This window comes from Desulfitobacterium sp. THU1 (assembly GCF_038181555.1).
Classification (GTDB): domain Bacteria; phylum Bacillota; class Desulfitobacteriia; order Desulfitobacteriales; family Desulfitobacteriaceae; genus Desulfitobacterium.
The window spans coordinates 46,314-65,186 of sequence record NZ_JBBWUA010000018.1 but is presented as its reverse complement, the minus strand read 5'-3'; the positions used below and the strand labels follow the sequence as shown (position 1 = coordinate 65,186).

The 18,873-nt window shown below is 45.1% G+C and carries 16 protein-coding genes; 2 read left to right on the top strand and 14 right to left on the bottom strand.

All coding sequences use genetic code 11. The features are described 5' to 3' along the window. Window positions 1-323: 323 nt before the first annotated feature. The 13 genes from AAC978_RS13050 to AAC978_RS12990 all read right to left on the bottom strand — a co-directional run bounded on the left by AAC978_RS13050 (window position 324) and on the right by AAC978_RS12990 (window position 16,364). Window positions 324-1,058 (bottom strand): type II toxin-antitoxin system prevent-host-death family antitoxin, encoded by a 735-nt coding sequence (locus AAC978_RS13050; protein WP_341548501.1) that lies wholly within the window; start codon window positions 1,056-1,058, stop codon window positions 324-326. Window positions 1,059-1,299: 241 nt separating this feature from the next. Next, the gene (locus tag AAC978_RS13045; RefSeq protein ID WP_341548500.1) at window positions 1,300-2,562 is read right to left on the bottom strand and encodes a M20/M25/M40 family metallo-hydrolase; all 1,263 of its coding nucleotides are present in this window, start codon (window positions 2,560-2,562) and stop codon (window positions 1,300-1,302) included. Window positions 2,563-2,685: 123 nt separating this feature from the next. Continuing rightward, entirely contained in the window at window positions 2,686-5,157 is a 2,472-nt protein-coding gene (locus tag AAC978_RS13040; RefSeq protein WP_341548499.1) for an ABC transporter substrate-binding protein, read from the bottom strand. 69 nt (window positions 5,158-5,226) lie between these two features. After that, window positions 5,227-5,859, bottom strand: a complete 633-nt coding sequence (locus AAC978_RS13035; RefSeq protein ID WP_341548498.1) for a fumarylacetoacetate hydrolase family protein — start codon at window positions 5,857-5,859, stop codon at window positions 5,227-5,229. A gap of 70 nt (window positions 5,860-5,929) precedes the next feature. Then, on the bottom strand, window positions 5,930-7,372 hold the full coding sequence (locus tag AAC978_RS13030; protein ID WP_341548497.1) for an amidohydrolase: 1,443 nt from the start codon (window positions 7,370-7,372) through the stop codon (window positions 5,930-5,932). Window positions 7,373-7,483: 111 nt separating this feature from the next. Continuing rightward, window positions 7,484-8,707 carry an MFS transporter gene (locus AAC978_RS13025; RefSeq protein ID WP_341548496.1) on the bottom strand — a complete coding sequence of 408 codons (1,224 nt, stop codon included), beginning with the start codon at window positions 8,705-8,707 and terminating at the stop codon, window positions 7,484-7,486. Window positions 8,708-8,709: 2 nt separating this feature from the next. After that, a complete protein-coding gene (locus AAC978_RS13020; RefSeq protein ID WP_341548495.1) occupies window positions 8,710-10,167 on the bottom strand; it encodes an amidohydrolase in 1,458 nt (485 codons plus the stop codon). Window positions 10,168-10,279: 112 nt separating this feature from the next. Beyond that, the gene (locus tag AAC978_RS13015) at window positions 10,280-11,125 is read right to left on the bottom strand and encodes an enoyl-CoA hydratase/isomerase family protein (protein ID WP_341548494.1); all 846 of its coding nucleotides are present in this window, start codon (window positions 11,123-11,125) and stop codon (window positions 10,280-10,282) included. Window positions 11,126-11,183: 58 nt separating this feature from the next. Then, window positions 11,184-12,425, bottom strand: a complete 1,242-nt coding sequence (locus AAC978_RS13010) for an MFS transporter (protein ID WP_341548493.1) — start codon at window positions 12,423-12,425, stop codon at window positions 11,184-11,186. A gap of 115 nt (window positions 12,426-12,540) precedes the next feature. Beyond that, entirely contained in the window at window positions 12,541-12,999 is a 459-nt protein-coding gene (locus AAC978_RS13005) for a RidA family protein (protein ID WP_341548492.1), read from the bottom strand. Window positions 13,000-13,014: 15 nt separating this feature from the next. After that, window positions 13,015-14,223 (bottom strand): threonine synthase, encoded by a 1,209-nt coding sequence (gene thrC / locus AAC978_RS13000; RefSeq protein ID WP_341548491.1) that lies wholly within the window; start codon window positions 14,221-14,223, stop codon window positions 13,015-13,017. Between the two features lie 26 nt (window positions 14,224-14,249). Further along, window positions 14,250-15,146 (bottom strand): 4-hydroxy-tetrahydrodipicolinate synthase, encoded by an 897-nt coding sequence (gene dapA / locus AAC978_RS12995; RefSeq protein ID WP_341548490.1) that lies wholly within the window; start codon window positions 15,144-15,146, stop codon window positions 14,250-14,252. 39 nt (window positions 15,147-15,185) lie between these two features. Then, window positions 15,186-16,364 (bottom strand): pyridoxal phosphate-dependent aminotransferase, encoded by a 1,179-nt coding sequence (locus AAC978_RS12990; RefSeq protein WP_341548489.1) that lies wholly within the window; start codon window positions 16,362-16,364, stop codon window positions 15,186-15,188. Window positions 16,365-16,509: 145 nt separating this feature from the next. On the opposite strand from AAC978_RS12990, the gene AAC978_RS12985 reads away from it, so the two are divergent. After that, complete coding sequence (locus AAC978_RS12985; RefSeq protein ID WP_341548488.1) at window positions 16,510-17,493, top strand: LysR family transcriptional regulator; 984 nt, start codon at window positions 16,510-16,512, stop codon at window positions 17,491-17,493. A gap of 179 nt (window positions 17,494-17,672) precedes the next feature. On the opposite strand, the gene AAC978_RS12980 is transcribed toward AAC978_RS12985, so the two are convergent. Then, on the bottom strand, window positions 17,673-18,401 hold the full coding sequence (locus tag AAC978_RS12980; protein ID WP_341548487.1) for a DUF3102 domain-containing protein: 729 nt from the start codon (window positions 18,399-18,401) through the stop codon (window positions 17,673-17,675). Window positions 18,402-18,571: 170 nt separating this feature from the next. On the opposite strand from AAC978_RS12980, the gene AAC978_RS12975 reads away from it, so the two are divergent. After that, the gene (locus tag AAC978_RS12975; RefSeq protein WP_341548486.1) at window positions 18,572-18,799 is read left to right on the top strand and encodes a DUF1659 domain-containing protein; all 228 of its coding nucleotides are present in this window, start codon (window positions 18,572-18,574) and stop codon (window positions 18,797-18,799) included. Window positions 18,800-18,873 lie beyond the last annotated feature (74 nt).

Sequence of the window (18,873 nt, the reverse complement as noted above, 5' to 3'; positions counted from 1 at the left end):
CCGTGCTCCTATGGAAGTTCGGGCTGCTGCACTTGAAACAGATTCTCCTGCACAATATCCCATTCCAGAGAACAAGCGTATTCTGAGGTACAAGGCAAAGTTTGCCGCATAAAAAATAGCTACCGCCAATTTTGCAGTAGCTATTTCTATAACCTTGTTTATTTATTTCCCTGGTCTACCTTGACAGGGGCGGATCATAAATAAGGTAAACAGCTTTTAGATATTGCTTTATACGGGAGGTTTCGTTATCTTGCTCATAATCGTATGCATCGGCGGCCAGATCTGCTGGATACGAAAACCCTATACTCCGGCGGTTTCCGGAACTAAATATCAGAAAAGATATCAGATAAAGCTATTCTTAATTCTGAAAAGACAGTTGATTGGATAGTTTCCTCCTGCTGATAGCTTTGGGGGTAATTAATATCTCTTTCTTTGGAAAAAGAGTATTGAAGTATTCTTTTATCTTCCGGGTTTACAACCCAATATTCCAAAACACCGCTTTTCATATAGAGATTAAGTTTGGCAACCAAATCTTTGGCTTTGGTGTAAGGAGACAAAACTTCGACTACTAGTGTCGGTATACCTTCATACTTGTTCTTCTCATTAACCCTTTCTTCATCGCAGATCACGACAAGATCCGGCTGAACAACATTGGGATCTTCTTCGAACTTGGTCGCATAACCGAAAAGCCGTATATCCAACGGGGCGGTTAAAGACCGGCAAGGTTTTCCTTTAAAATAGTTATAAAACTGACCAGATATTTCGTTAACAACCACCTGGTGCTTGAATGATGGTGAAGCTAACAGATAAATCTCACCATCGATCAGTTCGTACCTTTGGTCAGAGGACTCCACCAACTCCATATATTCTTCATAGCCCACTTTTTTTGTGGGTTGATATTTCTTTGCTTCTTCATGTACCAAAAAAAAGTCCGGTTCATTATAATGTATGAGTTTGGCGACACTCTTGCCGTTTTTGGTAATAATAATATCTTCCTTCTCTACCAGTGCAAGATATTTTCCAAAAGCGTTCTGTATATCTGTGGTATTAATACGCATCGAATCACCTTCCTCCTAAAACTATTACTTAGGTATTATTTTATATATATATTAGCTATTTTGTCAACTAATCGTAGCTAATCAAGTCTCTAAAAACACATGAGGATTTTTCATAAAAAAACACAGCAAACGGTATCTGCTGTGGTAAGTTCAAGCTTGCTATTTTCTTTAATACATATTCCCAAATTAAAACAAGCCACCTCAAATCTAATGTGTTTGAGGCAGCTTTGCGTCTAAGGTTCTATTTGTTCCGTTTGGGTAGCGTAGGCGCGGAAACTCCGTCCAAGCCCACTAGTGCCAGAAGATAAAGCAGGTTTTTAAAAGCCCCTAAATGCGCGTCGGTGGGATCGAACCATTCGTTCAACTTATGAAAGTTTGCCGATGTACCGCCTGCTCCCGTAACCACCGCAGGAATGCCCATACTCAACGGAATGCAGCTATCTCCAGTTCCCACCGTCGGATAATCTAGTGTCTGATTCAGGGCTTCATAGGCAGTAAAACCAGCCTGAACCATTGGGCTTTCTGTGGGCTGCCAACCTGCCGGCTTTTTGTTCAGTTCTTTAATTTCTACGCTAACACTGAGCTCAGGTTTATTCTCCCTGCGGCGGTTTTCATTGTTCACCGCCTGGTTGATTATGGCCATGATCCTTTGGGTCACTTCATCCAATTTATCCTGCTTTACGGAGCGTATTTCGATTAACATGGAACACTCTTCCGCTATGGTGTTGACCGATTGACCACCGTTAATCAGGCCCACGTTGAAAGTGGTCCAGGGCTCACCACTGACAGAATCAGTCCAGGGCGCGGCAAAGGCCTCCGGTAAATTAGAAATGCCACTAATGGCCTGACCCATAGCATAAATAGGGTTAGGCATACCGTGGTCGCCCATAGCATGCCCTCCGCGGCCGCGGAAGGTCACCTTATACCGCAAAATACCGGCAATGCCTATAATCAAGGCCTTACAGGCTCCATCTACCGAAATAAAACCGTCGATGTTATTGGGCTTGCCGAAAATATGACGCATCCCTCGTGAGTTGCCGAGACCTTCCTCACCTACGTTCCCACCGATAATGATATCGCCGATGGGACGGATGCCTACCTCTCGGAAGGCGCGTAGGATGGTCAACATCTCGGTGAGTCCTCGGGTATCATCGCTGATGCCCGGACAATAAATCTTTGAGCCCTCGTATCTGATATTTAGCGGAGTCTCCGGGGGGAACACGGTATCCAAATGGGCAGAGATAAGCACAGTGGGTCCGTCACCCGTGCCGGGGATAGTGGTAAAGATGTTCCAAACCTCGTCCAGCTCGGTCTTGTAGCCCTCGGCCTCGATCAGTTTCTGAAAGTACTTGGCTCTTTCCTCCTCCTGGCCTGTGAAGGCAGGAACCTGCACCAACTCCAATTGCTGCTTAAGAGTGTACTCGGCATCCTTCTCTAAGAAAGCGAGAGCCTTCTTCACCGGTTCTGACGCCATCAGCGTCGCCATAGTTTTTTTCATATCCATTCTTATTCTCCTTCCTTCGCCTCAAATCAGCCTTGTTTTCTAACAGGGGCTTTTGATTTCCATGTCGATAACTTTATCGGACCACTATGCAACAGCTCCGTTTAGCATTTTAAAAGATAAGCATCATTCGATCCGATTGACAACGATATCTTCGTACCGCGGTAACCCGAAGAGATTTAGCTTAACACCTGATAGATCGTCGTGACAGGCCATCCCTAACTGTGGATAAAAGAGGAATATCCAGGGTGCTTCATCGACTATAATCCTTTGGATCTCCCTGTATACTTCCGCTCGTTTCGAGGGGTTAACGATTTCGCTGGCCTTCCTTAATTTCCTGACCACCTCTTCATTGTAATAGCCTGTGCGATTGGCTGACTCTCCTTGGGTAAAATTCGGGACAAGAATATTATCCGGGTCCACTGTATCAGCCGTGTATTTATTAACAAAGATATCGCAACTGCTTTGGATGGTTTTTATATCTCCGTCCAGACTAGGATCAACCGGCACCAAAATGCAATCGATGCCTATGGCCTGCAGATCCTGCATAATAAATTTGGAAAATAGGTTGTTTACAGTGGTTTCAGCTTCTTGACGGCAGAGGATGCGTAATTTTTCCTTACTGTTGGCCAATCCACATTTTATCAACATATCTTTGGCCTTGTGGGGGTTATACTCATAACCGATCAGTTGTGTATCTTCCAATATATTTTGGGGTAGCGGCCCTTTGGCCTCTGTACCTAGCCCACCTAATAAATCCTGAATTAATCTTTTCTTATTGACAGCATGATTGATCGCCTTCCTGGCCAAGGGGTTGCGGATATAGGGGGATTGCGAAATTAGATTGAATCCCGCATACACAACTCCGGCGATACTAAGTGTGGAAATGTTTACACCAGGCTTATTCTTAATATTTTCCAATATCCCTTTATGGTGGATCAGAATAAAATCATATTTTCCCGCGATAAAGTCTTCAGACACATTATGATTGGTTAATCCCAAACGTATCTCAGGCACATAGGGCTCGCCATTAAAGTACTCGGGGAAAGCTTTCAGGATTAACTCCTTATCCCCTTCAACTAAGCGGTAAGGTCCGCACCCAATTATTTTGCCTTTTGCCATATCTTCAAAGGCAATGATAGAGGTCGTAACCTGGCCGAGATTAAAGAGAAACCCACTATAGGGGGAGATAAGACGAATACTCAACCGGTATTTGTCCAAGACTTGCACCCCGCTTAGGTTGGTGGTTTTACCTTCCATGCATTCCTGAGCACCTTCGATATGCTTTAAGTTCCATTTATGGGGTGAGTTAGTGACGGGATGCAAAAGATACTGGTAGGTTAATTTGATATCTTCGGCAGTAATTTCTCGGCCATTATGGAATTTAGCACCGCGCCGGAGATTAAATATCCATGTATTATTTTCGGTTAGATGCCAGCTCTTGGCAATGGCAGGGCACAAATTGCCCTCAGCATTGATAGCCAGGAGACTGGCATGGACGTTGGATAAAATCTGTGCAGAGGTAAAAGATCTTGAAATTAACGGATTCAAAACATCAAATCCACCTCCAATGCTTGTATGCAGGACATGACCATGGAAGGAAGGGCTCTCCACCCTTTCGAGCATTTGAGCAGTATTCTTTTTGAGCTCTCCAGATGCTTCAGTGAGTGAATATAGTGCTGTCCGTAGAAACTGGGTATATAAGGATGCTACCTCGGCGATCGACACCAATTCACGGAAAGAAGCGCCCATGACATGGGCTGAATCGCTCACCCTCTCCAGACTGGCACTCTGACCGGAAATCGCCCCACGGATTTCGTTAAAGATACTATCGCTTTGCTGTACAGCTTCGATGATCGTGATAAAAACCTGCTCCGTTTCATTGGCAATTTCTGTGCCCAGCTTGGCTTTGGCATCAATCTCGTTCATGGCCAGTAGCGTTTCATCGATGCTTGTATTAATTTCCGCTACAGTTTTACTGATATAACCAACGGAGTCCAAGCTGCGTTGGGCTAACTTCTTAACCTCCTGAGCTACCACAGCAAACCCACGCCCTGCGTCCCCAGCCCGGGCTGCCTCAATGGAAGCATTTAAAGACAGCAAATTGGTGCTCGCTGCAATATCTTTAATGACACTTAATAACTGATTGATATGAGTGGATTTAGTCTCTAACGCTGCTACAACGCTTTTAGCGGCTTCGACGGAATTGATGATCTGGCTGATCGCGTTGATGGAGCTTTCCGCTGCACTGGTTCCATCCTGTGCCACCCGCAGGGTCCGTTGGGAAATTTGCTGTGAGTTCTCAGTACCGGCAAATAATTGCTGGGCTAAGGCCGAATAATTGTTTAGTTCATCCACCACTTTTTCGATGGCTTTCATCTGCAGTTCAGCTGACTCGGTGATTGCCGTAGTGCTTTGAATCAAATGATCAGCAGTGGCTCCGCTTTCTTCGATCTTATTGCGGATTCTTTCCACAGCGCATTTTTGATTATGCTTTAACAAGGCAATCTGCTTACCCTTTCTTGTATCAGCAATCGATGACTGCTGATATGCAGATTGAAATTCAGTTACAGTGTCTGTCTTCTTAAACCATAGCATATGCCCATCCCCTTATGTTAGAGCCTTCTTTCAAGCAAACTCTGTACGGTATCGGATCCAATACCCTCTCTACTTTGCCAGCTTGATCAGGCAACTCCCTAGCTCGTTATCTCCCAGCTTACAGACAAATCTATCTCCGTCCAAAACCGGCCCAACTCCGGCGGGAGTACCTGAAAAGATGATATCCCCCTGACCAAGGCCAAGGTGCAGCGCCGTATAATCAATTATCGTCTGTAAGTCAAAAATCATGTTTTTCATATTCCCCCGTTGAACCTCTTGCCCGTTCTTAACCAGGGAAAAATCAATATCCTCCAAAGTTTCAAGTCCAGTAAAAGGCTGCCAAGGTGTGAGTACTGCTGAATTGATAAACCCTTTGGCCAATACCCATGGATACCCTTTTCCTTTTAGCTCGGTTTGGAGATCACGCAATGTAAAGTCTATACCAATAGCCATCTTGTCCACTAGGTCATCTACTCTTATACCTGGCTCATAGGGTCGGCTAATATGAAAAACGAGTTCTGCTTCATATTGAATTTGGCCTCTATCTGACGGAAAGAAAATCTCACCTCCCTTGGCTTCTGCTAAAGAATGGGTTGGTTTAGTAAACAATAAGGGGGTTTGGGGAATGGCATTATTTAGTTCCTCTGCATGCAGAACATAATTGCGACCTACACAATAGATGTTTTTAATCAGATTTGACATTTGTAATTCTCCTTATCTTTAATAAGTAAGTGTCTTTGCAATCAGCTAGCATTTATCAATCCGCCGGTATTTATCTTAGGGGCGAAGGTTTGACATCAGGCGGAATCGGACATACATACACCTCTCCGTCTCGTCTCCTGTCAAATTCCTCTTTCATCTTCGTCAACAGTTCCGGATTTTCCAGCAGTTCGGCACCTGCCAAGGCCATCACTTTACCTGCATGCAGCAAACCTTTGTGGCAAAGATTCGCTTTTCCTTGCGCAACCTGTTGCCAGGAATGGGGAGAGGTGTCTTTCGCATAGGTAACTGCTTGGAATGACACAGTGGGGACGTTCCAGCTCACATCTGCCAAGTCGCTGGAGCCCATCGCAACAATTTCGTTGGGTTCATAAGGATAGAGAAAATCTATGATGTCCTTGTCGGAAAACTGTCTGACTATCTCCCGTCCACCTTCTCCGAACATAGCAACTGTAAGGCTTTCATCAAGATGCCTCTCCTTCTCGTTTAAAGTCGCCCTGATTTCGCGGGCATATTCGATGTCTTGATCACTGATTGGCACAGGACCTATCTCTGTAAACTTCTCGTGCACCAAAGCTCCCAGAACATTGTTAAATAGTATATTAGAACTTGCCTTGTCAAAAACAACCTCCAGCTTGGTATCTGTCATTAATGCCGCCCCTTTAGCAATGTTGATAATCCTCTCATAGATGTCCCTGACCTGGGATATCCTGGGCGCTCTGATTTGGTGTAGGACAGCCGCCTCCGCCTGGACCACATTGGGCGAAGATCCACCGGCGTTGGTGATGGCATAGTGCAGGCGCGTATCCTGTTCCACATGCTCTCTCAGGAAATTCACACCGATATTCATCAATTCCACAGCGTCTAGGGCGCTTCTGCCCAGATGGGGCGACCCGGCGGCATGTGAGCTTATGCCATGGAATTTAAAATAGGCACTGCAAGTCGCCAAGATATTGAAGGTCATAATATTGCTGGAAGTAAAGGGATGCCAGGTAAGGACCGCATCAATATCGTTGAAATAACCGGCTCTGGCTAAATAGACCTTCCCACAACCGCCTTCCTCAGCCGGACAGCCGAAATACTTCACTGTTCCTTTAACATTGTTTTCTTTCATGTATTCTTTAAGAGCAAGTACACCTGCCAACGAGCCGACACCAAGCGCATGGTGACCACAGCCATGGCCTTTACCTCCCTCGATCAAGGGTTTCTTTTCTGCAATTCCCGCTTCCTGGCTTAACCCATACAGAGCATCAAATTCGCCCAAAAAACCGATTACGGGCTTGCCGTTGCCGTAGCTGGCTACGAAAGCAGTATCCATATCCGCTATGCCCTTGGTTACTGCAAAACCTTCCTCTGCCAAAACTTTACATAAAAGTTCGGATGACTTATATTCTTCGTATCTGGTTTCAGCATACTCCCATATACTGTCACTGACTTTGATCAGCATCTCCTGTCTTGCTTCAATGTACGGCAATACCTTTTCCTTAACCACCATTCAGATACCCCCTCCATATATTTGTTAATGCACAGAATTAAGCGATAATATATTCGATAAGTAGGCGGATATGAATACCAAAAGGAAGCGGCTCCATGTCTAGACAATGTATTAAGAGCTTGCCCCTGGTGCATCAACTTTGGGGTCATCCGGCGTTTTGATGACAGGTATAGTTGCGCCCGCGACGGCAGCAACGAGAACACATACCCCAAGGAACGCAAAGGCAGGGGCATATGAACCGCCGGAAGCATCAATGATCAATCCCATAACCAAAGGGGAAATAAAGGAGCCGATTTGTCCCCCTGTATTGACCAGCCCACTGACAGTTCCGACAACTTCAAGGGGAAACCTTTTCATTGGTTGAGTGGCTGTGGTAAGGGAAACAAAAGAACAACTAACAAGGGCTAAAGCTTGAAAGACCACAACCATAGTCGGGCTCGGGGCCTTAACCATGAAATAAAGAAAGACTGCAGCCCCTATAGCACCACCGGAAGCGAGATATCTTTCCTTGCCAGTGATTTTATCAAGTAAAACTCCTACCAAAGGCGCACTCACCAACAGCACTAATCCGACGACTGCCGTAGCTGCACCCATTTCCATCAGCGATAAGCCGCGAGCTTTGACCAGATAGGTCGGCATCCAGGACATTAATCCCCAGTTAACAACATATATTCCCACATAGGTAATGAACAAACTCCAAACTAAAGGGTTTTTTATCACCGTCTTAAGCGGGACCTTTTTAGTAGTCTGGTTGGACCCCGGATCTTTAGTCTTATCTTTGATTACGAACCAGAATAATATGAACATTGAGATTCCACATAAGGCGAGAATTCCAAACATCATACGCCAGCCAATGGCCTCAAGCATAGCCGCTCCAATAATTGGAGCTCCGATCATCCCAATGCCGCTTCCCAACAACATAATCGTTTTAGCCCTTGCTCTTTGCTTGAGAGGGAAATTCTCAGCGATGGATAAGGAGCTGGCCGCGGGGAAGGATCCTTCAAAAATCCCAAAGAGGAAACGACAAACTAATAAGGAAGCTAAAGACCAGGCAAGGCCAGTCAAACCCGTAAAAACTGACCATGTTATAACTGCGACCAGAAGCACTCTTCTTGAACCAAATCTGTCTGCTAAATAACCGCCGGGAATCTGGGAGAGAGCGTAGCCGAGGAAAAAACTGCTTAGAATTATCCCCGTGGAAGATGCAGTTAGATTAAAATCGCTGGTTATGGGTATCACCGCAATACTCATAACCGCCCGGTCCATACTGGCAATTACCCATCCAAGTAAAAGAATAAATAACACCCAATATCTGTTGGAGTTTTTTTCTTCCATTTTTATTGCACTTCCTTTTTATATAAGGTTGAAGGTTTAACCTCAGGAGGAATAGGAGATCGATAGGTCTCCCCAGCTCGCCTTTGATCAAATTCATTTCTAGCTTCTCTAAATAGTTTAGGGTTTTCCAGCAACTCCGCACCAGCCAAAGCTAGCACTTTACCTGCATGGAGCAGGCCCTTATGGCAAAGATCTGATTTCCCTTGAGCCACCATCTGCCAGGATTGGGGGGCTGTATCCTTGGCAAAGGTAACTGTCTGAAATGCTACAGTGGGCACATTCCAGCTGACATCCCCCAAATCGTTGGAGCCGCTGGAGACAATTTCCTTAGAATTGTAAGGATAGATTAAATCAATTATTTCCTTGCCTTCGATCTCCTTGACGACCATTTTGCCTGCTTCTCCAAACATATTGGTGGCGATAAATTCATCAAGACGCTTTTCCTTTTCGCTCATGGTTTTCCTAATCTTGCGGGCATATTCTAAGTCTTGTTCATTTACAGGCACAGGACCTAATTCCCGGAATTTTTCATGTACCAAGGCACCTAGGACATTGTTAAGAAGCACATTAGAGCTTGCTTTGTCAAAAACAACTTCTAGCTTAGTATCGGTCATTAAAGCCGCGCCTTTGGCTATGTTGACGACCCTCTCGTAGATGTCCCTGACCTGAGAAAGCCTAGGGGCGCGTATTTGCTGCAGGACCGTGGCCTTCGCCTGAACCACATTTGGAGAACATCCTCCGGCATCGGTGATGGCATAGTGCATACGTACATCCTGTTCAACATGCTCTCTCAAAAAATTCACGCCGGCGTTCATTAATTCGACGGCATCCAAAGCACTTCTGCCTAGATGAGGCGAGCCAGCGGCATGTGAGCTTACACCCTGAAATTTAAAATAGGCACTAATGGTCGCCAGAACGTTGAAGGTCATGATATTGCTTGAGGTAAAGGGGTGCCAGGTTAGGGCTGCCTCAACATGGTTAAAATAGCCGGCTCTGGCTAAATAGACCTTACCACAACCGCCCTCCGCCCCTGGGCAACCAAAGTATTTCACTGTTCCTTTAATCTCATGTTCTTTGATATATTCCTTAACAGCAAAGGCGGCTGCCAATGCACCAACACCAATAGTATGGTGCCCGCAGCCATGGCCTGGGCCTCCATCAAGAAGAGGTTTTCTTTCGGCAGCCCCCGCTTCCTGGCTTAGTCCATACTGAGCATCATATTCGCCCAAAAAAGCGATTACCGGTTTCCCGCTGCCATAACTGGCTACAAAAGCCGTCTCCATGCCCGCTATGCCCTTGGTTACGGCAAAACCCTCTTCGGCTAAAACCTGGCACAAAAGTGCAGAAGATTTATACTCTGCGAATTTAGGCTCTGCATATTCCCAGATGCTGTCACTGATATTGAGGAGCATCTCCCTTTTCGCTTCAATATAAGGTAGTATTTTTTCTTTAATTACCATGTAGTAATCCCACCATAGTCTTAGATTTTCCTATCAGAAGGTGGTCTAAAAGTTTATTAACTACTGCACATCAGCGGATAGACCGCAGATGTGCAATAGCTTTGTATCGAGCTTAGATGCGACCCTGCTTCTTCAGTTCCTTTAACCTTTCTAAGGCGCCAACCTCATCCATGCATAATCCCAAGGTTATGGAGGTGCCATGCATGACTTGATCCTCGACAAGCGCTTGTTTCCAAGGACGCATGAGAACACCATGGGTCAAATATCGGGCAGCACGCGGCCGATCCATGATGAACTCTGCAAGTTCCCAAGCGCGTTCAAGAATTTTCTCACGCGGCACCACTTCATTGGCCAGTCCAAGCTCAACAGCTGTTTTGCCGTCTAGCCTTTTACCGGTCATAGCGTAATAAGCAGCCCGTTTGATGCCTATCGTCCTTTGCAGCACCAGTCCCATACCATCTCCCGGAACTACTCCGGCTAGAAAATGCGGATCCCAAAAATCCACATCCTCTGTAACCAGGGTAATATCGGCTAAGGCACTAAACTCAACGTGTACTCCCGGGCCATTGACAGCTGCAATAACCGGAACATCAATGCCGAATACAAAGTTTTCCATCAACTTCTGTGATTCCATCCGCATTTTGAGCTTCCCATCGGCTGACCACTTGATAAGTGGGACTTTCCATGCATCGGGATCCCCCTCCAACCACTTGTCTCCCGAGCCTGTGATGATAATTACCTGATTCTCATGGTCTGCTCCGATTTCTCGCCAAGCTTGACCCCAGGCTTCGTGAACACTCCAAACGTACTTCAAGGGCCCGCCGTCGGTGTGCATCTTCACTTCAATAATCCCATTTTTTCGGGTCATCTTCATGATGTCTGCGTATTTCTTCGAGTACACCTCAAATTGTGATTCCTCAAATCTTTGAAACCATTCCGGTAAATTTTCCTTTACCATTTTTACACATCCTCTCAATTATAATATTTTTCGCTATGGGCGAACACTAATTTAAGCACTATGCTTCGGCACCAGCCGCCGGCCCAGATTTAGCCGGTGTTTTGACAACTGGAATGGTTGCGCCTGCTATTGCCGAAATAACCGTACAGGCAGCGAGGAACATAAAAGCACTAGTATATGAGCCACCGGATGCTTGAATAATGAAGCCCATGGCCATCGGGGATACGAAAGAACCGATCTGCCCCCCAGTATTGATAATCCCATTGGCGGTACCAATAGCTTCGACAGGAAATCTTTTTAAAGGCTGGGTCAGTACTGTGAAGGTCACAAATGAGCAGGCTGCTTGGGCTAAAGTTTGATAAACCACTGCCATGACCGGAGTCGGGGCATTAGCTAATAGATACAGAAAGAGTGCTGCAAAGACTGCGCCACCTGCGGCGGCATACCTTTCCTTGCCGGTGATTTTATCCAGTATATATCCTACAAGTAATGCAACTACCATCATGATCAGCCCGCTGATGGCAATTAAAGTCCCCATTTCCATCATGGATAAACCACGAGCTTGGACTAGATAAATCGGCATCCAGGAGGATATTCCCCAATTGACGATATAGATTCCCAGGGAGGTTACAAGCAAGCTCCAAACTAAAGGATTTTTTAGCACTTCTCGTACAGGTACTTTGTGCACTGGCTCTTTGGTCACGATGTCATCCTGTTTTTTCGCCTTATGATGGTCTTGGACTTTGAATACGAATAACAAGAAAATCAATACTCCAAATCCAGAAAGAATCCAAAACATTGCTCGCCAGCCCAGGGATTCAACCAAAGCAGCGCCCCCCACAGCAGCCAGAATCCCCCCAACTCCGCTCGCCAACAACACAATAGTTTTTGCCCTGGCTCTTTGGGTTAAAGGAAAGTTTTGAGCAACTAATATTGAGCTGGCAGAGGGAAAGAACCCTTCGAAAATACCAAAAAGGAAGCGAAAAACTAATAAAGCGGTTAAAGACCAGGCAAGTCCTGTTAAACCAGTAAAGAGCGACCAGGATATAATAGCAATAAGCAAAACCTTCTTGGCACCGTATTTATCAGCCAAAAAACCGCCGGGGAACTGCATGATAATAAATCCCAGGAAGAAAGAACTCATTACGATGCCCGTTGTGGCTGGATTCAAACCAAACTCTTCAGTTAACGGTATCAGCGCAATACTCATAACTGCTCGATCCATACTGGCAATTAACCACCCAAGGAAAAGTGTAAATAACACCCAATACTTGTAGCTTTTCGAAACATTTTGTTCCAAGCTGAACACCCCTTTCATTCATTAACAACACAAATTGAATCTGTTTCTAGTTCAAGCTTCGTTGTTTTGTTTTTTTACTCTTCATCCCTCCCCTTCTCATAAGTTCTTTTCCATGTCAAACTTCAACAACACACATAATTTCAACTGGGGCTCCGCCTGGCAGCTCATTGGTGCCCAGTGCCGCCCGGGCATGATTGCCCCGTTCACCAAAAACCTCTGTCAACAGCTTTGATGCCCCATTAATCACTTTAGCTTGATCATGAAATCCTTCAGAACTGCTGACATAGCCCACTACTTGGACGATTCTTTTGATCTTGTCAAGCTCTCCGATATGCCCTTTGATTGCCGCCAGGCAATTCAGGATGGATAGGATTGCCGCCTGCTGTCCCAGTTCGATTGTAAAATCTCGTCCTAGCTTTCCTTGGTAGACCAACTTTCCATCTCTTTTGGGTGTATGACCCGAAACGAATAATAAATTGCCTGTTTGAACTACCGGGGTATACAGCCCTCCCGGTTCAGAAGGCTTTGGTAGTTCTAACTGATATTTTTCAATCAATATTTGTTCTGCTGTCATATTTAACCACCTCTTCTATTGTTGAGAGCCCAAAAAATCGTCCAATTTATCCAATTTACAGGTATAATGTGTCAGCTTATGATGTTCAAACGCCGCAGTGTATTTTAAGCCGCTTCCCGTTAAAACACAGACAACTTTTTCATCACCACGGAAATACTTCTCATGCTTTAATTTCTTGACTGCAGCTAAACTTGCTGCAGACTCTGGCTGCAGGAACAAGCCCGTACTGGCAAGTGTTGCCTGGGCATCAATTATTTCATCATCGGTAACCGATACGCAAAAACCCTTGTTCCATTTCAACATTCTCAAGACCTGGTTGCCACTGAGTGGTAATGTATTTTCAATGCCATGGGCTAAGGTATGGGGATTCTCAATTCTTTCAACTTGATCCGCTCTTGTAATAAAGGCGTTATAAACGGGTGAACATCCGGCGGCCTGCACACAGACCATCCTAGGCACCTTTTTTATAAGACCGCATTCTTTAAATTCCCTGAAGCCTTTTTCAATGCCCCGGATATGCCCACCTGAGCTATTAGGCACCAAGACATAATCCGGCACATCAAAATTGGTTTGCTCACACACTTCGTATGCAAGGGTTTTGTAGCCTTCAACTCGAAAAGGAGCGTCTGAGTTAATCATGTAAATTCCATATTTTTTACATAATCTAAGACTTTCCCTTTGAATTAGATCGTATCTTCCCTCAACTGTAACTAAGATGGGATTGTAGATCGCAATCGGATTGATCTTTTCTGCAGGTATCTGACTACTGACAAACACATAAGTCTTTAAGCCCGATTTAGCTCCATAGGCGGCTACGGACGCTGCCATATTTCCCGAGGAAACAGTGGCAATCTTTTTATACCCAATTTTGATTGCATGCAAAACCCCGGTTAACGTCCCTCGATCTTTAAAGGACCAGGTTGGGTTTGTGCTCTCATTTTTGAAATACAATTTTGCAATTCCCATTTCTTGAGCAAGCTTTTTTGATTCCTGTAAAGGCGTAAAGCCTTCACGCATCGAGACATCATCTACCTCTTTGAAATAGGGGAAAAAGTCAGCATATCTTTCTAACACAGTCTGTCCCAAGAAATTACTTTCCCGAATCTTCCCCTTTTTTACTATTTCCACTTCCAGCGGTTCATGGCAATCATCACAACGATCTTGGAGAATATCGGCCGGATAAACCTTGTTACATTTCGTACAAATTATTTTTGTATTCTTCATCGAAAGCTCCCTCTATGCTATCTAATTTAACTTGCGTTCAATGCGCCGTATTTATCTAAGATTTCTTTTACTTCTTTTTTGTTCTCACTACTAAGTGGCTCCAGAGGTCTTCTCGGCTCACCGCCTTTATAGCCCAGCAAGTCCATTGCATATTTTAAAGCCGGTATGCCAAATTTCCCTGTGACTGTAAAATTTATTTCTAACATTTTTTGCTGCAGTTCTCTTGCTTCAGCCAACTTCCCTTCCCTGAACAAGGATACCAGCCTACAGCATTCCTCCGGCATAATATTGGCCAGAGCCAGGGTCGCTCCTCTGGCCCCGACTACCAAGGATGGCAATAGGTATCCTGTATTACCGGCAAAGACAGCGAAATCGTCATCTGTGTCCCGAACAATTTCCGAGATCTGAACAATGTTACCGGAGGTATCCTTCACTCCCACGATATTGGGATGCTTGGCCAACCTAGCAACCAGACCGGAGGAAAGGTTGATACCGGTGTTACCCGGCATATTGTAGAGCATGACCGGTATGGGTACAGCATCCGCTACATCGGTAAAATACTTATACAATACTTCCTCCTTCATGGCACCTTTGAAATAATGAGGAGGCAATAGCAATACCGCATCCGCTCCAAGCGCGTACATCTCTCTGGAAAGTTCTATCGTTTCCTTTGTAGATTCACAGGATGTACCCACAATGATTTTCTTGTCTGGATTAAAACATTCTTTGGCAAACTTCACCAGTCGCAACTTTTCTAGAGTATTGAGATAAACAAATTCACTGTTGGAACCCAGAACCACTATGCCATCCAGATCTGTTTTTCCCCATCTGTCCAGATTGTGCTTCAGATATTCGTAATTAATCTGCTCATCAGGATCAAAGGGAATGACGATTGGGGTATAGATTCCTTTCAACTCACTCACTCCATTCAAATTAAAATAATCTCATACTGTTTCAGGTTTTTACTCGCGCAAGCTGTCAACGGCTTCCTTCAGACGTCGGCACCCTTCCACAATGTTCTCGTAGCTGTTGGCAAAACACATACGGAGATATCCTTTGCCCCCCTCACCGAATACTTCTCCGGGTACACAGGCCATTTTGGCGGTGTCCAGCAAATATTCCGCGAACTCAGCAGAAGTCATAGGCAACTGTTTGATGTTGATGAAGATATAGAACGCCCCTTTAGGACAGAGACAGCTTAACCCTCCAATCTCATTGATAGCCTTTACCGCGTAATCGCGGCGCCTTTTGTATTCCTTTACCATATCAGCTACTTCGTCGGTTTCGTTCTGCAATGCTATCACCGATGCCTTTTGCGCAAAAGAGGGAGCGCAGATAGTGTTATACTCGTGAATCTTATTGAGGGTGGCTATCATTTCTTGGGGGGCTGCGACATAGCCAATTCTCCAACCGGTCATAGAATAGGCCTTGGAAAAACCATTCATAGTGAAGGTGCGCTCCTTCATCCCGGGAAGGGAAGCAATGCTGATATGTTTTTCGTTATCGTAAATCAGTCTCTCGTAGATTTCATCGGAAATCACCCAAATGTCTCTGCTGATTGCCATATCCGCAATCCCTCTTAAGGTTTGTTCGGAGAGAACTCCTCCAGTAGGATTGTTGGGGGTCACGATTACCATGGCTTTCGTTCTTGCTGTAATCTTACTGCGAATTTCCTCCAGATCTACTTGGTATTCATTTTCCTCCCTCAAACCATAAGATACAGGCACAGCTCCCAAATACCTGGGGACATTGAGGTAGTTCATCCACACGGGATCGGGAATCAGGATTTCGTCACCTTCATCCAAAATTGTGCTTAAAACGTGAAATATCGCCTCGGATAAGCCCACCGTTACGAGAATCTCTGATTTGTCATAGGAGATATTGTTGTCCCTCTGCAGCTTTTCAGTTATTGCTTCTCGTAGCTCGCTCATACCAGGACCAGAGGTATAGAACACTTCCCCCGCCTCAACACTCTCGATTACCGCCCGTTTTATGTATCCGGGGGTATCAAAATCCGGTCTGCCGTACTCAAAGTGCAGGACCTGTTCCCCGGCCTGTTTCATGGCCATTGCCTTTTCGTTGATCTTACGTACCCCTGAAGCAACTAGCCTATCCATTCGTTCTGCGATTATTGCTTTCACTGACTATTCCCTCCCAAGTGTTCGGACACAGAGACTAATCTGATATTTCGTTCTATATTGACAATAAGGCAAAGGTTGCTTATAATCAAATACACATTATATTAAAATACTTATTTATAAATATAAATAAGGTGGTGAATATACCTTGTTCCGCACTCTTCACTATATTAATGAGGTCAATAAGGAGCAAAGTTTTTCCCGTGCTGCCCAGAAGCTCTTCCTATCTCAGCCCTCACTGAGCCTGACCATAATAAAGTTTGAACGGGAAATCGGCATACAGATCTTTGATCGCAGCACGAATCCCATACAACTCACAGAAGCGGGCAAGGTATATATGGAGGGGATTCAGCAAATCCTGGCCATAGAAAATGATCTTGCAACCTATCTGGACGACTACAAGGAATTAAAAACCGGTAGCCTCACTTTGGGTGCACCTCATATGTTTTCAAGCTATCTATTACCAGCATTAATCTCTCAGTTTTCCAAAAGCTTTCCCGGGGTAGAAATACGCTTGGTCGAAACAGACTTCTTGACCCTGCAAGAGATGACGCTGAACGGTGAAATTGATTTACTTATAGAAAGCAACCAATTTGACGAAACACTATTTCAAAGTTATCCCCTCTTCCAGGAACACGTATTGTTGGCCGTCCCCCTCAGCGACCCTATAAACGAGGAATTAAAGGATTGCTGCCTAAGTATGCAGGATATACGTTCTGATTTACATATGCGTCCGGATTGGCCATGCATATCTCTCTGTTCTTTTCATAGTCATCGCTTCCTGATGCTGAAGAAAGGATATGATATGCATGGACGGGCAATGCGCTTATTCCGCAGCAGTGGCTTTGAGCCTAGGGTTTTTATGTTTTTGGATCAGTTGATGACCGTCTACAATATGGTTAATCAGCAACTGGCCGTATCTTTTGTAACGGATACTATTGTGAAGTTGAGCAACGTGGGAGAAAACGTTGTCTTTTATAAGATTGACGACGAACAGACTGCCCGCCATATCAACCTCACCCATAAACTGAACCGTTATGTATCCAGACCTATGCGCGAATTTATCCGGATGATGGAGACAATAAGCATTGGCGGTATTACTACTGTCTCATCTTTACAGCAAGGAAAGTAGAACTTTATCTCGAACGTCAATTTTCCTATATTTCCACAATATAAAAAATGGTTGCAGCCAATCAGTAGGCTGTCAACCATTTTTGTTTTTTCTGTCGCTTTAATCTGTACTCGTTCTATAGTGCATCGGCCTTGGAAGGATATCTGATTGTAAAACTCCTGTCTTAAGCTCCGTCCTTTTTAATATTTAAGATTTGTCTTAATTTGAGGAGGGTATATCTTCAGAGTCTCCGTCATGTTGCTTGCTATCTTTAACGCTTCTTTCCTGTTGGCCTCTTTCCTGACTGGGTCTATCCTGTTTAGGGCGGCGAGGGTTTTCAGCAATTCCTCGTAGGATTTAAGCATGTTGTCTCGATGCATGGCGTATTGAGCGTCATATTTCATACTATCGCCATGGCTCTTCTCCACTGGCCGCTCAACTGATCCAGTTTTTGGCCTAACAGTTATCCTTTCTACCGGGATCGACTCCATAGGTCCAGCCGATGTCTTAGCTGGGTCTCTTTCCTTAATGGTCAACCGTAGCCCCCGCTGACTCATGGTCTCAACACCTTGCTCTTCAATAAATTGTTCTCGATCCTCCGCCGGAATCCCAAAGAGGATGAGCCCTTGAGTGTAGTTCAGATGGTGCATCGATGCAACATTTGGATTCTCTTCGCCATCATCAGACATGAGTTTAGGACCATACTCCCTGAAGACTTTCATTAGTCTGCTGGCCGTACTCCGGGAGTAACTTACTGACTCTGTGAGCCATTTGAGCCATTCCCCATGGGGAACCAGCTCTTTAGCTTCCGTCAAACGCCGTCCGATCTCAACGGCATTTATGAGTAGCATTTTTCCGCTTTGTTCCCTGATCGTGTTAATCTCGAACGCGATTTGCTCAGGTGTTCTGTTGCCATCTCCCATTCGCATGCCCGTCTTTCCGCCCTTTCGGAATTTCTTTTCAGATACTCCTATAAGCTATGCGGAACCCTCAGACAAGGTGTATGCTATGGCTGCTGTAACCAACATACATGCTAATCCATACTATATACAACCATGCCAAGCTCTTGGCCTCTGGTCAAGAAGGGAGGGAAAAGGAGATGGCTGTTATTGATAAGCCGCTGACTTCAACCTTAGTGTTGAAGTACGAAGATGGGCTAACGCCTGCCGGCGCTCCCCGAATCAAGCAAAAAAGCCTAAACTATGTAAAGCCCGATGTAAATCATGCAGACCTCCATGAGATTGCTTTAGCTCTATTCAGTCTCACTGATCACCAGCTCACAGCCGTGATTTTGCGCGATAGTACGGAGCTAGTGGAAGAACCGTAGGAACAATAGCCTCTCAAGAATCACCGGGAGCTAAGGTATATATCCCTTGGTTCCCGGTATCCTTATCCTTTGCA

Coding starts and splice junctions, on each gene's coding strand:
- AAC978_RS12980 (WP_341548487.1), bottom strand. CDS start 18,401: ATGCGAATGGGAGATGGCAACAGAACACCTGAGCAAATCGCGTTCGAG.
- AAC978_RS12975 (WP_341548486.1), top strand. CDS start 18,572: ATGGCTGTTATTGATAAGCCGCTGACTTCAACCTTAGTGTTGAAGTAC.
- AAC978_RS13030 (WP_341548497.1), bottom strand. CDS start 7,372: ATGGTGGTTAAGGAAAAGGTATTGCCGTACATTGAAGCAAGACAGGAG.
- AAC978_RS13045 (WP_341548500.1), bottom strand. CDS start 2,562: ATGGATATGAAAAAAACTATGGCGACGCTGATGGCGTCAGAACCGGTG.
- AAC978_RS13005 (WP_341548492.1), bottom strand. CDS start 12,999: ATGACAGCAGAACAAATATTGATTGAAAAATATCAGTTAGAACTACCA.
- AAC978_RS13025 (WP_341548496.1), bottom strand. CDS start 8,707: ATGGAAGAAAAAAACTCCAACAGATATTGGGTGTTATTTATTCTTTTA.
- AAC978_RS13040 (WP_341548499.1), bottom strand. CDS start 5,157: ATGCTATGGTTTAAGAAGACAGACACTGTAACTGAATTTCAATCTGCA.
- AAC978_RS13015 (WP_341548494.1), bottom strand. CDS start 11,125: ATGGTAAAGGAAAATTTACCGGAATGGTTTCAAAGATTTGAGGAATCA.
- AAC978_RS13020 (WP_341548495.1), bottom strand. CDS start 10,167: ATGGTAATTAAAGAAAAAATACTACCTTATATTGAAGCGAAAAGGGAG.
- AAC978_RS13035 (WP_341548498.1), bottom strand. CDS start 5,859: ATGTCAAATCTGATTAAAAACATCTATTGTGTAGGTCGCAATTATGTT.
- thrC (WP_341548491.1), bottom strand. CDS start 14,223: ATGAAGAATACAAAAATAATTTGTACGAAATGTAACAAGGTTTATCCG.
- AAC978_RS13050 (WP_341548501.1), bottom strand. CDS start 1,058: ATGCGTATTAATACCACAGATATACAGAACGCTTTTGGAAAATATCTT.